Below are 12,882 nucleotides of genomic sequence, written 5' to 3'. Positions count from 1 at the left end.
ACCTTTGGTAACGGCGGCGTTTGCGGCTCGACCGCTCACGGCAACGCTGATAATGGGTTGAGTAGGCGACGTGTCCGTCGTCCACGAAAAACAGATCTCGGAGGGCCGCTTAATATGCGCGTCAAGAGTTTGATCCTGGCATCCAGCGCGGCGGCGGCTCTGGCCCTGTCGGCTGGCGCTGCTTCGGCTGAGCCGAACGGCTGGTACGGCGCTATCGACGCCGGCTATCACTTTAAACACGACGCCGAGCTGGACTCGGCTATCGGCGCTCAGACCTGGGATTGGGAAGTCAATCCGGGTTGGGCGGCGTTCGCCCGTCTGGGCTACCGCTTCAACCCCAACTGGCGCGTTGAACTGGAAGGCGGCTACCGCTCGGGCGACATCGGCACCGTGCGGGCTGTCGACAACGGCGTGGCAGGCCTCTGCAACCTGACGCCGGCCACGGGTCCCTGCCATTCGCCGGAAGGCGACATCGAGTCGACGACTCTGATGGCCAACGTCCTCTATGACTTCGGCTCGCCCGAATGGCGCATCCGTCCCTTCGTCGGTCTCGGCGTCGGCGTGAACCGCGTCAATACCGACACTGTGGGGGCCGTCCGCGGCAACCGCGGCGTGACCTTCACCGCTGACGACAGCTCGACCAAGTTCGCCGCTCAGGCGATCGCGGGTCTGGCCTGGGCCATTTCGGACCGCGCCAACATCGACCTGACCTACCGCTACCTGACGGGCGACATGGCGTTCGATTCGACGACTATCGGCGGTCCGTCTTACGGCGAATGGGACGGCAGCTACGACCAGTCGCACACCGTGACCCTGGGTCTGCGTTACGCCTTCGGCGCCGAGCCGGCTGCTCCCCCGCCGCCGCCCCCGCCCCCGCCGCCGCCCCCGCCGCCTCCCCCGCCGCCGCCGCCGCCTCCGCCGCCCCCGGCTAAGCCGGCTGCGCGTCAGTTCGTGGTCTACTTCGACTGGGATCGCTCGGACCTGACGGCTGAAGCCCGTTCGGTGGTGACGCAGGCCGCCAACTACGCCAAGTCGGGCGCCCCGACCCGCGTCCTGATCGTCGGTTACACCGACACCTCGGGTTCGCCGGCCTACAACCTGGGTCTGTCCAACCGTCGTTCGCGCACGGTTGCCGACGCCCTGGTCGCCCAAGGCGTCAACGGCGGCGTGATCGCCCTCGACGGCAAGGGTGAAACCGTCCTGGCCAAGCCGACCGCTGACGGCGTGCGTGAGCCGTTGAACCGTCGCGCCACCATCGACATCAACTTCTAAGGTCCTGAGGGGTCGGTTCACGCCGATCCCGATGACCAAGGAACGTCGATAAGAATAGGGCGGTCGATCCATCTGGGTCGGCCGCCCTTTTTCTTTGCCGGTGGTCCGAGAGGCTGTTGGCGAATGTCATGCTGGGGCGTTATCTCGTCCTGACTGCATCAAGAGGATGAGCGCATGCGCGTCGCAATGATCGGCACCGGCTATGTCGGGCTTGTTTCCGGGGCCTGTTTCGCCGACTTCGGCCATGTCGTGACCTGCGTCGACAAGGACGCCGGCAAGATCGATCAACTGAACGCCGGGCGGATGCCGATCTATGAGCCGGGCCTTGAGGATCTGGTCGCCGCCAATGTCCGCGACGGCCGCCTGTCCTTCGCCTTGGACGGCGCTGAGGCCATCCGCCGCGCCGACGCCGTCTTCATCGCCGTGGGCACGCCGTCCCGACGCGGCGACGGCCATGCAGACCTGTCCTACGTCTATGCCGCCGCCGAAGAGATCGCCGACCTGATCGACGGCTTCACCGTCATCGTCACCAAGTCGACGGTCCCCGTCGGCACCGGCGACGAAATCGAGCGCATCATCCGCGCGCGCCGACCCGAGGCTGATTTCGCCGTCGTCTCCAACCCCGAATTCCTGCGCGAAGGCGCCGCCATCGGCGACTTCAAGCGTCCTGACCGCGTCGTGGTCGGCCTCGAGGACGAGCGTGCCCGCCCGGTCATGACCGAGCTCTATCGTCCGCTGAACCTCAATGAGACGCCGATTCTGTTTACCGGCCGTCGCACTTCGGAACTGACCAAATACGCCGCCAACGCCTTCCTGGCGCTGAAGATCACCTTCATCAACGAGATGGCCGACCTGTGCGAAAGCCTGGGCGCCGACGTGCAGCAGGTCGCCCGCGGCATCGGGCTGGATAACCGCATCGGCGGCAAGTTCCTGCACGCCGGGCCAGGTTACGGCGGCTCCTGCTTCCCCAAGGACACCCTGGCCCTGGTGCGCACCGCCACCGACGCCGGGTCGCCGCTGCGCCTCATAGAAACTACGGTCGAGGTCAACGACGCTCGCAAGAAGGCCATGGCCGACCGCGTGGCGGCGGCCCTGGGCGGCGCAGATTTGAAGGGCAAGACGGTGGCCCTGCTGGGGCTGACCTTCAAGCCGAACACCGACGACATGCGCGACGCCCCGTCGCTGGACGTGGCCCCGGCCCTGATCGCCATGGGGGCGACGGTCCAGGCCTTCGATCCCGAGGGCATGGAGGAGGCGGCCAAGCTATTGGACGGCGTGGTCTTCCGCGACGGACCCTATGACGCGGTCGAGGGCGCCGACGTCGTGGTCATCATGACGGAGTGGGATCAGTTCCGCGCCCTGGACCTGGACCGGATCAAGCTGTTGCTGAAACAGCCGGTCATGGTCGATCTGCGCAACGTATATCGCCCGGAGGATATGAAGGCGCGGGGCTTCCGCTACACCTCCATCGGCCGCCCCGAAAGCGTCCGCTAGGGATCAAGGAAAAGGGCGGCGCTGGTCGGCGCCGCCCTTCGTCGTTTCAGCTCAAGCCGCCGGATCAGCCCGTGAAGGGACGGATCAGGATTTCGACGCGGCGGTTCTTGGCCTTGCCCTCGACCGTCGTATTGTCGGCGATGGGGTTGCGCGAGCTGTTGCCAGCGACATAGAGGCGCTCGCGGATGACGCCGTGGTCCATCAGGTAGGCGGCGACCGAAGAGGCGCGGCGTTCCGACAGGGGCTGGTTGATGGCGTCGCCGCCCGAGGAGTCGGTGTGGCCGATCACGTCAACCATCGAGCGATCATATTCCTGAAGCACCCGAGCCACGTCGTCCAGGACGGGCAGGAAGCGGCTGTCCAGGCTGGATTGGTTGGTGGCGAAGGTCACGTCCGACGGCATGCGGAGCACCAGGGTGTCGCCCTGACGCGCCACGCCGACGCCGGTGCCCGACAGCTCAGCCTCCAGGGCGCGCTGCTGGCGATCCATGTATTGGCCGACGCCCGCGCCGGCCAGGGCGCCGATGCCGGCGCCGATCAGGGCGTTCTTGCGGCCCTGTTCACCGTTCGAGGTATTGGTCAGATAGCCCAGCAGGGCGCCGCCCAGGGCGCCGGCGATGGCGCCCGTGCCGGTGTTGTTGCGGTTCGGGGTCGAGCTGTAGGGGTCGGTCGTGGTGCAGGCGCTCGCGCCGAGCAGGGCGGCGATGCTGACACTGGCGACGATGAACTTGGCGCGCATGGAATATCCTTTGTTAAGGGCTCAGGCCCGAAAACGTGGCCCTACAGTGAAGGTTCCAACCTGTATGTCATGTGAACGCCGTGGGCGGCCAGCGCCGCGGTTGACCGCGACCCCGCGCATGACCATTTGTTGCAAACGGCCGGGCGTCCTTGCCGCTTCAGGGAGGACGCGGACGGTCGCGGTCGCTTGTTTGCGAGGGCCCCATGACCACACGCACCATCCTGTTTGACAGCCCCTTTCTGCTGGGGTTCGACCACACCCGCGCCCTGATTGATCGCGCGGCCAAGGCGGCGGCCGAGAGCTATCCTCCCTATAATGTCGAGCAGGTCGGCGAGGCGGCGGTGCGCATCAGTCTGGCCGTGGCGGGGTTCGCGCCCGAGGAACTGACCATCACCCTGGAAGGGCGCCAACTCACCATCGCCGGCAAGCGCGACGAGACGGGCAAGGGCGAGCAGGCCTTTCTGCATCGCGGCATCGCGGCGCGCGGCTTTGTTCGCAGCTTCGTTCTGGCGGACGGGCTCGAGGTCGCCAAGGCGCGACTGGAACACGGCCTGCTGCACGTCGATCTCGTGCGCCCCGAACTGGAGCGTCAGGTTCGACGCATCCCCATCACGACGGGCTGAAGACAGCCGTCGAACCGCCCGGCTGTCCGGGCGTTCAGTCAAGCGTAAGGAGGCGGTCCTATGACGCCGGTTATGAACAAGTCAGAATTCGCCGGCCTGGGCGCGCCGGACCTGGTCTATGTGCGCGCGATCCGCGCCGCGGACCTGATGGAGGACGCCCATGTCGAGGTCGGCCCCGGCGTCGATCTGAACCCGGATCAGATCCTCTACGCTGTCCACGGCGCCGACGGCGAACGCCTGGCGGTCATGCTGGACCGCGAGACGGCCTTTGCCGCCGCCGCCGCCCACGAGCTGGAGCCGGTGTCGGTTCACTGATCCTGAGGGGCGTCGGACATTCGGGGCGCGCGAGTGGCCGTCATGCCTGCCTGATCGCAACCATGCGGGCGAGGCCGCGCTCAGGCGGCGGCGACGGGCACGTCCTTGACGAAAAGGGCGCGGACGGCGTCGACCGTGCGGGCCTGACGCAGATGTTCACGCAACTCCGGCGACCGCATGGCCCGCGACACCGCCGCCAGGGCCCGCAGGTGTTCGGCCCCGGCGTTCAGGGGAGCGAACAGGGCGAACAGGAGGTCGACCGGGCGATCATCCACCGACTCATAGGCCACCGGGGTCTCGAGCCGCACAAACACGGCGCAGACGCGGTCCAGTCCCTTGATGCGGGCGTGGGGCACGGCGACGCCCGAACCGAGGCCGGTCGATCCCAGGGCCTCGCGCTCCAGCAGGGCTTCCAGCACACGATCCTCATCGATGTCCAAGGCCACGGCCGCAGCCTCGGCCACCGTATGCAGCGCCTGACGTTTGGATGAGACGCCGCCCCGCAGGACGATCCCGTCCGACGACAGCAAATCAGCGATGTCCATGATCACCCCGAAAACTCGAGCCCGACATTGCGGAAGGGCGAGGCGTCTTCTAGCGCCTTCGCCCTCCGCGTGGAAGCCTTACGACCCAGAGCCGTTCTTTGCCGGTTTGAGGGTGCGTTCCGGGTCGATCCAGCCCACATTGCCGTCAGGGCGGCGATAGACAACCGCCAGACCGCCGTGGGCGGCGTTGCGGAACATGACGATGGGGTAGCCGGTCATGTCCAGCTCCAGCACCGCACGGCCGACCGTAATGGTGCGGATTTCCGACTCGGTTTCGGCGATGACCATGCCGACGGGCGGCGGTTCGTCCGGGGCTCCGGCGTCGCCGAAGGCCTCGTCCTCGACGGTGTCGGGGTTGCGGAAGACGGTCAGGGCCGCGACCTCGCGGGCGGCGTTTTCAGTCTTCTCAGGGGACAGGCCCTTGGGACCGATATGGTGGTCTTTCAGGCGACGCTTGTAGCGGCGCACCCGCTTCTCGAGCTTGTCCAGGCTATCGGTGAAGGCGGCCTGGGCGTCGCCGCCGAATCCGGTCGTCACCAGGCTCTGCCCCGAGGCCAGACGGACCCAGCAATCGACGCGGAAGCCGTGGCGGTCCTTGGACACCACGACCTCGGCGTTTTCGCCGCCGCGGGCGAAATACTTGCCGACTCCCTCTTCGAGTTCCTGGGAGATGCGCGAGCTTAGCGCTTCGCCGACATCCACTTGCTTGCCGCTGACTTGGATCTGCATAGGCATAGAACGCGACGGGTTGCGTTTGGTGTCAACGCCGATCACCGATTTGTGGTGACGCTTCGTCGCGGCGTGATCAGCCGGCCTTCAACAACCGTCTGCGCTGGACAGAGGACGGAATTCTAAGGGCTTCGCGATACTTCGCTACGGTGCGGCGAGCGATGTCGATGCCGGTCTCGTTGAGGATTTCCACGATCCGGTCGTCGCTCAGCACGTCGCCGTCAGCGGCTTCGTTGTCGATCATGGCCTTGATCCGGTGACGGACGGCTTCGGCCGAGTGCAGGGCGCCGCCGTCGGACGACTGGATGGCGGCGGTGAAGAAGAATTTCAGCTCGAACACCCCGCGCGGGGTGGCGACATACTTGTTCGAGGTCACGCGGCTGACGGTGGATTCGTGCATGCCGATGGCGTCGGCCACGGTCTTCAGGTTCAGCGGGCGCAGGAACTCGACGCCGAAGGCCAGGAAGGCGTCCTGCTGGCGCACGATCTCGGAGGAGACCTTGAGGATGGTCTTGGCCCGCTGGTCCAGCGACTTGACCAGCCAGCTGGCCTGGGCGGCGCAGTCGGCGACGAAGGCCTTTTCGGTTTCGGAGCGGGCGCCGGCGGCGACCACGCCGTGATAGCGCTTGTCCATCAGGAGGCGGGGCAGGGTGTCGCTGTTCAGTTCCACGCGCCAGCCGCCGGCGGGGTCGGGACGGACGTGGACGTCGGGCACGACCGTCTGGGCCGGCTCGCCGCCGAAGCCGGCGCCGGGGCGGGGCGTCAGGCCCTTCAGCTCGGCGATCATGTCGTTCAGGTCCTCGGCGTCGACGCCGCAGACCTTGCGCAGGGCCGGCAGGTCACGGCGCGCCAGCAGCTCCAGATTGTCCAGCAGGGCCGCCATGGCCGGATCGAAGCGGTTGCGCTCGACCAGTTGCAGCTTCAGGCATTCGGGGGCCGAGCGGGCCATGACGCCGGTGGGCTCGAAGCCGTGACAGACGGTCAGAACCGCCTCGATGCGCGCCAGGTCCACGCCCAGCCGGTCGGCGATCTCCTGCAGTTCGCCGCGCAGATAGCCGCCCTCGTCGGTGGCGTCGATCAGGGTCAGGGCGATGGCGTGGTCGGCGGGGCTGAACCCGGCGGACGAGGCCTGGGCCTGAAGGTGTTCCCACAGGGTCAGGTCGCGCGTATCGGGGCGCTCCATGTCCTCGCCGTCCATGCCGCCGCCATTGCCGGCACGCGACCAGTCGGACAGGCCGGGCTGCTCGCCTTCGCCCGCGTCGCGCTTGCGGTCGGCGTCGCGTTCGCCGGGGGCATCGTCGTAGAGATCCTCGGTGCGCGCATCCATGGCGTGCTCGGCCTCGCCCGAGGGCTCGCTGAACTGCAGTTCGCTGGCCTCGCCGGAGGCGGGGGCCGCTTCGGCCGGCGCCTCGCCGCTCGATTCGCCGGCTGCGTCCCCCTCGTCGCGCTGCAACAGGGGGTTCTTCTCCAGTTCGGCCTCGACGAAGGCTTCCAGTTCGAGATTCGACAGCTGCAGCAGCTTGATCGCCTGCTGCAGTTGGGGCGTGATGACCAGCCCCTGACCCTGTCTGACCTCCAGCCTCTGACCGATCACGGCGCGTCAATCCCTCCGGCGGGCGCAAGATGGCCCGGTTCTTGCTGTGATCGTGAGGCAGAGAGTTTAACGTCTGGCGAACGGCGCGGCCGCCTGCCTGCCCCGGATCATCTGGGCGGGCAGGGCATTGCACTGCGTCCTCAGAAAAAACAGTGCAATTGGTGCAATGGGCGGCGCGTGACGCCGCGCGCCGCTGAGGGCTGAGCGACGGCTTCGATCGGGCCTCGGTGTGGCGGGCGGCGAAGGCGGCGAGCGGACAATGTCAAAGACCAGGACGCTGATCCTAGTCTATCCCGCAGCGCTGCGACCCTTGGAGCCCCGAGAGGGCGTCAAACCCGTGCAGGGCAGGGGATTGGCCGGACGGGTCATGATGGCGGAGGCGCGGCGGGCGACAGATCGTCGGCCTCAGCCGAACATTTCGCCCAGATAGACGCGGCGGACCTCGGGGTCGCGCACGGCCTCGTCGGCGGTGCCTTCGAACAGGACCGAACCGGCCGAGATGATCGAGACGCGGTCGATGATGTCCAGGGTCTCGCGCACGTTGTGGTCGGTGATCAGCACGCCGATGCCCTGGCTGGACAGGTAGCGGATCACGTGACGGATGTCGGCGATGGCCAGGGGGTCGATGCCGGCGAAGGGTTCGTCCAGCAGCATGAAGCTGGGTCGGGCGGCCAGGGCGCGGGCGATCTCGACGCGACGACGCTCGCCGCCCGACAGGCCGGTGGCCGGGGCGTGGCGCAGGTGGTCGATGCGCAGTTCTTCCAGCAGGCGGGTGGTCTCGGCGCGCACGCCCGCCGAGGTCTTCTCGCGCAGTTCGACCACGGCCTTGATGTTCTGCTCGACCGTCATGCCGCGGAAGATGGAGGCCTCCTGGGCCAGATAGCCCAGGCCCATGCGGGCGCGCTGGTACATGGGCTGGGCGGTGATGTCCTCGCCGTCCAGCCAGATCGAGCCGCTGTCGGCCGGGATCAGGCCGGTGATCATGTAGAAGCAGGTGGTCTTGCCCGCGCCGTTGGGCCCCAGCAGGCCGCAGACCTCGCCGCGCTGGACAGTCAGGGACACGTCCCGGACCACCTGACGCTGGCCGAAGCTGCGGGCGATATGCTCGACGCGCAGGCCGGTCTGGCGCGCGGCCTCAAGCGTGTTCTCGGGGGCGACCGCGTCGTCGGCGGCCGCCTGATCGAGGTTCAGGGCTGAGAGTTCCTTGCGCGCCAAGCGGGGTCAGTTCCCTTGCGGATAGAAGACGCCCTGGACACGGCCATTGCCGCCTTCCATGCGGGCGCTCTCGGTGCGGACGTTATAGACGAGGCGGTTGCCGGTCAGGACGTTCTTGCCCTGGGTCAGGATGACGTCGCCGGTCACCACCACCTCGGCGTTGCCCAGGGTATAGACGGCGCGGTCGCCGCGCATGCTCTGGTCCGGGGTGACGAAATAGACGTTGCCTGTCGCCTCGACCCGGCTGAGGTCGCCGTTGGCCGTGACCCCGGTGATGGCGTCGGCGCGCAGGCGGTTGCCGCCTTGCGTCAGCTCGGCCCGGCCGCGCAGGGAAAAGCCGTTGGGCGTGTATTCGCCGCCGTCGGCCCCGTACTGGACCGGCTGTTTCGAGGCGTCGGCGCGCGCGCTTTGGGCCCCCGAGGTCGCGGGGACCGTCAGGGCCAGCAGCAGGGCGGCGCCTGCGATCATGGTGTTCGACTTGGACATGGTCATTTGCCGGATCCCGCGGGGTTGATGGTCCCGCTCATCTTGTTGTCGCCCTGGCCGCTGAAGACGACCCGTTGGCCCTGGTCATAGATGGCATAGGACGAAGCCTTGATGGTTCCAAGAGGCCCTTGCCCCTCGACGCCCTTGTCGCCTGTCACCACGCCGGTGTTGGTGTCGACCACGGCTTCCGGCGTGGTCAGGACGAAGCCGGAGCCGCCGTCCGAAATCTTGACGTTCGGCCCGATCACCACCTTGCGGCTGGTCTCGATATAGGTGCCGCCGTCCGCCGTCAGTTCCGTCACCTTGCGACCGCCCAGGTTCAGGCGCAGCAGGGGGCCGACCAGGCGGAAATGGCCGGTGGCCGGCTCGCGGATCGCGCCCTTGGCCCCGATGACGAAGGAGCGCCCTTGCGCGTCCTGGCCGTGGAACATGGGGTTGTCGAGGCGGATCTCACGCGTTTCGCTGGCCTTGCGTTCGACCCCCGACATGACGGTGCGGAACACGGTCCAGGTCAGGGCGCCGCCCGCGAGCACCAGGATGACGATGGGCAGGACGCGGCGATACAGCTTCACCCGGCGCGAACGCGCGCGCCAGCGCTCGCCCGCCTGGGCGACCCGGGCCTCGTCGGCGCGTTTGCGCGCTTCCTGGGCGTCGCGGTCGCTCATGCTGGTCCTCAGGCGTGCGCGAAGATGTCGATCTCGTCCCAACCGGCCAGGTCGAGACGCGAACGGGTGGGCAGGAAGTCAAAGCAGGCGCGGGCCAGCTCGGCGCGGCCTTCGCGCTCCAGCATGAGGTCCAGCTTGGCCTTGATGGCATGCAGATAGAGGACGTCCGAGGCGGCGTAGTCCAGCTGGGCCTGCGACAGGACCGGCGAACCCCAGTCGGAGCTCTGCTGAGCCTTGGACATGTCGACCCCGGCCAGTTCGCGCGCCACATCCTTCAGGCCGTGACGGTCGGTATAGGTGCGGGCCAGCTTGGAGGCGATCTTGGTGCAATAGACCGGACGGGTCTCGACGCCGAGGTGCAGGTCGAACATGCCGATGTCGAAGCGGCCGAAGTGGAACAGCTTCAGCACCTTGGGGTCGGCCAGAAGCCGCTTCAGGTTGGGGCAGTCATAGTCGGGGCGGCTCAGCCGCACGACATGGGCGTCGCCGTCGCCCGAGGACAGTTGCACCACGCACAGGGGATCGCGGCGGAAGCGCAGGCCCATGGTTTCGGAATCGATCGCGACCTCGGGGCCGAGGTCGAGGCCGTCGGGCAGGTCGCCTTCGTGCAGGTAAACGGTCATGCTTGGAAACTCGGGTGGTCGTTCAGGGCCACAGCATAGACGAACCACGCGCTATCGCTAGGACGCAGCGCCAACCTTTGCTGTCGCAGTCGATGAAAAGTCAGGGCTGAAATGACAAACGGCGCCGCATCCGATCGGATGCGACGCCGCTTGAGAATGTGGTGCCCAGGAGAGGACTCGAACCTCCACGGCCGTTAAGCCACTGGCACCTGAAGCCAGCGCGTCTACCAATTCCGCCACCTGGGCCCGGTGGGTCGCCCCGCCGAGGAGCGATCTAATAGGGGGGAGCTTCGGGGCGGTCAACAGGCTTTTTCCCGATCATGGAAAAAACTGCACTGTTGACCAAAAACCTCGCGAAATCCGCGTTCTATCAAGCTTGCCGGGCCTGTGTTCCGGCGGCGTCGCGCCCATCGCGACGCGCCGCGGCAGGGGCCTTCCCATCCGCCGCGTTGAGCGTAGGCTGGCGGGGAAGGCGTCAGTCCCCACAGGTGATGATTGTCCGAGACGCAGCCGTCCCAGCAGGCTGAACCGAAGCCGGAGGCGGGCGCGGACGGCGCTGCGCCGCGCAAACGCGACCTGCTGCGGATTTTCAAGGTTCTGGGGCCGGGCCTGATCACCGGCGCCGCCGACGACGACCCGTCCGGCATCGCCACCTATTCCCAGACCGGAGCCCAGTTCGGCTACGGCATGCTGTGGACCGCCCTCTATCAGATCCCCCTGCTGCTGGCGGTGCAGGAGGCCTGCGCCCGCATCGGCGCGGTGACGGGGCAGGGCCTGGCCGGGGTCATCAAGCAGCACTATTCCCGACACGTCCTGACCGCCATGGTCCTGCTGGTGGTGGCGGCCAACACCCTCAATATCGGCGCGGACATCGGCGCCGTGGCTGATGCGGCGGCCCTGGTGGTGGACGCGCCAGTCTGGCTCCTGGCCCTGCTGACGGCGATGACGGTCCTGCTGCTGGAGGTGTTCGTCAGCTATCGGGTTTACGCCAAGTTCCTGAAATGGCTGGCCCTGGCCCTGCTGGCCTATCCAGCCACGGCCCTGATCATTGATCAGCCGTGGCGCGAGATTCTCTATGCGACCTTTGTCCCGCACATCGAGTTCACGGCCTCCTTCCTGTTCATCATCACCGGCGTCTTCGGCACCTCGATCTCGCCCTACATGTTCTTCTGGCAGGCTTCGCAGGAGGTGGAGGAACTGCTGGACCGCAAGGTGCCGGCGGACGAGGGCGGACGGCCGCGCCTGCCGCGTTATTATCTGTCGGACATGAGGCTGGACGTCGGCGTGGGCATGGTGGCGGCCGAGCTGGTGCAGTGGTTCATCATCATGACCACGGCCTCGGTCCTGTTCCGCAACGGGGTGACGGACATCCAGACGGCGGCGGACGCGGCTCGTGCGCTGGAGCCCCTGGTGAAGTCCTTTCCCGATGCGGGGCAGGCGGCCAAGGTCCTGTTCGCGGCGGGGGTGATCGGTCTGGGCCTGCTGGCCATTCCGGTGCTGGCGGGCTCAGCGGCCTACGCCCTGTCCGAGGCCCTGGGCTGGAAGGAAGGGCTGTCGAACAGGCTGGGCGACGCGCGCGGCTTCTATGGGGTCATCGCCGTGGCGACCCTGATCGGGCTTCTGCTCAACTTCATTGGCGTCAATCCGATCAAGGCCCTGGTCTATACGGCGGTGTTCAACGGGATCGCGGCCGTGCCCCTGCTCTATGTCGTGGCGCGGATCAACGGCGACCCGGCGATCCTGGGAGCGCGGCGCGGCGGTCTGCTGTCGCGCATCTTCGTCTGGCTGACCTTTGGCGTCATGGGACTGTCGGCCGCAGCCCTGCTCTACACCCTGGCGGTTTCGCGCTGAGGCGGTCGCCGCCCCCGCGAGGGGACGGCGCCGGGGCAGGTCAGGCCAGCCAGACCATCATCCGCGTGTCGGCGACCTCGCCGCGGGCCTGGCTGAAGGCGCGGCGGGTTTCGCCCGTGTAGAGGAAGCCGGCCTTCTCCAGCACGCGGCCGGAAGCGGGGTTGTCGGCGAAGTGGCCGGCGATCAGGGCGCGGCGCTTCCAGCGCCTGGCGGCCCAGACCAGGGCGCCTTCCAGGGCTTCGGTCGCAAAGCCCCGGCCCCAGAAGTCGCGGCCGATCCAGTAGCCGGCCTCGGGCACGCTGTCCTGATTCTCGAACAGGCCGATGACGCCGACCGGTCCCAGGTCCTCGTGCTCGATGACGAAGGTGTTGGCGCGTTTCGGATCCTGGGCGGCGACGTGCAGGACGAAGTCCTCGGCGTCTTCTACCTGGAAGGGGTGAGGCATGCGCTGGGTCATGCGCGCGATGTCGCGGTCGTTGGCCATGGCCGCGATGCGGCTGACGTCCTGGGCACCCGGCGCACGCAGGATGAGACGCCGGGTTTCGACGACGGGAGAGGTTTCAATCACGCACATGGGTCACGCCCCTTTGGTGCGACCGCCGTCCTTGTTCATCAGGGCTCGGGCGGTCAGCGAGGCGGGGAAACGCAAACGGGGAGCCTGGTGATCCAGACTCCCCGCGGAATATTTTCCCTGGTCCGGATCGCGGCTTCTAAGAGCAACGCGATCCCGG

14 protein-coding genes and 1 tRNA gene are annotated in these 12,882 nt (G+C 67.5%); 5 read left to right on the top strand and 10 right to left on the bottom strand.

Annotated features, from left to right (window positions below; translation table 11 throughout):
* Nucleotides 1-114: 114 nt before the first annotated feature.
* Nucleotides 115-1,272 (top strand): outer membrane beta-barrel protein, encoded by a 1,158-nt coding sequence (locus tag P0Y52_12480; protein WEK57349.1) that lies wholly within the window; start codon nt 115-117, stop codon nt 1,270-1,272.
* A gap of 174 nt (nt 1,273-1,446) precedes the next feature.
* The gene (locus P0Y52_12475; GenBank protein WEK57348.1) at nt 1,447-2,766 is read left to right on the top strand and encodes a UDP-glucose/GDP-mannose dehydrogenase family protein; all 1,320 of its coding nucleotides are present in this window, start codon (nt 1,447-1,449) and stop codon (nt 2,764-2,766) included.
* Nucleotides 2,767-2,830: 64 nt separating this feature from the next.
* Here P0Y52_12475 and P0Y52_12470 read toward each other — a convergent pair whose 3' ends face one another.
* Nucleotides 2,831-3,505: an OmpA family protein gene (locus tag P0Y52_12470; GenBank protein ID WEK57347.1), complete on the bottom strand. Its 675-nt coding sequence runs from the start codon at nt 3,503-3,505 to the stop codon at nt 2,831-2,833.
* 203 nt (nt 3,506-3,708) lie between these two features.
* On the opposite strand from P0Y52_12470, the gene P0Y52_12465 reads away from it, so the two are divergent.
* Together P0Y52_12465 and P0Y52_12460 are read left to right on the top strand one after the other, a co-directional pair.
* Nucleotides 3,709-4,128, top strand: coding sequence for an Hsp20 family protein (locus P0Y52_12465; protein ID WEK57346.1), 420 nt, complete (start codon nt 3,709-3,711; stop codon nt 4,126-4,128).
* Between the two features lie 60 nt (nt 4,129-4,188).
* On the top strand, nt 4,189-4,443 hold the full coding sequence (locus P0Y52_12460) for a DUF1150 family protein (GenBank protein ID WEK57345.1): 255 nt from the start codon (nt 4,189-4,191) through the stop codon (nt 4,441-4,443).
* Nucleotides 4,444-4,523: 80 nt separating this feature from the next.
* Here the strand turns inward: P0Y52_12460 and P0Y52_12455 are convergent, their stop codons facing one another.
* From P0Y52_12455 to P0Y52_12420, 8 genes are all read right to left on the bottom strand, one after another.
* On the bottom strand, nt 4,524-4,988 hold the full coding sequence (locus tag P0Y52_12455; protein WEK57344.1) for a PTS sugar transporter subunit IIA: 465 nt from the start codon (nt 4,986-4,988) through the stop codon (nt 4,524-4,526).
* Between the two features lie 78 nt (nt 4,989-5,066).
* Nucleotides 5,067-5,717 (bottom strand): ribosome-associated translation inhibitor RaiA, encoded by a 651-nt coding sequence (gene raiA, locus P0Y52_12450; GenBank protein WEK57343.1) that lies wholly within the window; start codon nt 5,715-5,717, stop codon nt 5,067-5,069.
* 76 nt (nt 5,718-5,793) lie between these two features.
* Nucleotides 5,794-7,311 (bottom strand): RNA polymerase factor sigma-54, encoded by a 1,518-nt coding sequence (rpoN, locus tag P0Y52_12445; GenBank protein ID WEK57342.1) that lies wholly within the window; start codon nt 7,309-7,311, stop codon nt 5,794-5,796.
* Nucleotides 7,312-7,716: 405 nt separating this feature from the next.
* On the bottom strand, nt 7,717-8,526 hold the full coding sequence (gene lptB / locus P0Y52_12440) for an LPS export ABC transporter ATP-binding protein (protein ID WEK57341.1): 810 nt from the start codon (nt 8,524-8,526) through the stop codon (nt 7,717-7,719).
* Between the two features lie 6 nt (nt 8,527-8,532).
* On the bottom strand, nt 8,533-9,018 hold the full coding sequence (locus tag P0Y52_12435) for an LptA/OstA family protein (protein WEK57340.1): 486 nt from the start codon (nt 9,016-9,018) through the stop codon (nt 8,533-8,535).
* Entirely contained in the window at nt 9,015-9,677 is a 663-nt protein-coding gene (gene lptC / locus P0Y52_12430) for an LPS export ABC transporter periplasmic protein LptC (GenBank protein ID WEK57339.1), read from the bottom strand. The genes P0Y52_12435 and lptC overlap by 4 nt, the downstream gene beginning before the upstream one ends.
* An 8-nt stretch (nt 9,678-9,685) precedes the next feature.
* Entirely contained in the window at nt 9,686-10,300 is a 615-nt protein-coding gene (locus P0Y52_12425) for a ribonuclease D (GenBank protein WEK57338.1), read from the bottom strand.
* Nucleotides 10,301-10,459: 159 nt separating this feature from the next.
* Nucleotides 10,460-10,546: transfer RNA gene (locus tag P0Y52_12420), tRNA-Leu, on the bottom strand.
* A 249-nt stretch (nt 10,547-10,795) separates the two neighbouring features.
* On the opposite strand from P0Y52_12420, the gene P0Y52_12415 reads away from it, so the two are divergent.
* The gene (locus P0Y52_12415) at nt 10,796-12,151 is read left to right on the top strand and encodes a divalent metal cation transporter (GenBank protein WEK57337.1); all 1,356 of its coding nucleotides are present in this window, start codon (nt 10,796-10,798) and stop codon (nt 12,149-12,151) included.
* 40 nt (nt 12,152-12,191) lie between these two features.
* Here P0Y52_12415 and P0Y52_12410 read toward each other — a convergent pair whose 3' ends face one another.
* Nucleotides 12,192-12,725, bottom strand: a complete 534-nt coding sequence (locus tag P0Y52_12410) for a GNAT family N-acetyltransferase (GenBank protein WEK57336.1) — start codon at nt 12,723-12,725, stop codon at nt 12,192-12,194.
* Between the last annotated feature and the right edge of the window lie 157 nt (nt 12,726-12,882).

Origin of the sequence: Candidatus Brevundimonas phytovorans (assembly GCA_029203145.1) — a bacterium.
Taxonomy (GTDB): Bacteria; Pseudomonadota; Alphaproteobacteria; order Caulobacterales; family Caulobacteraceae; genus Brevundimonas; species Brevundimonas phytovorans.
This window is presented reverse-complemented; position numbering and strand designations above follow the sequence as displayed.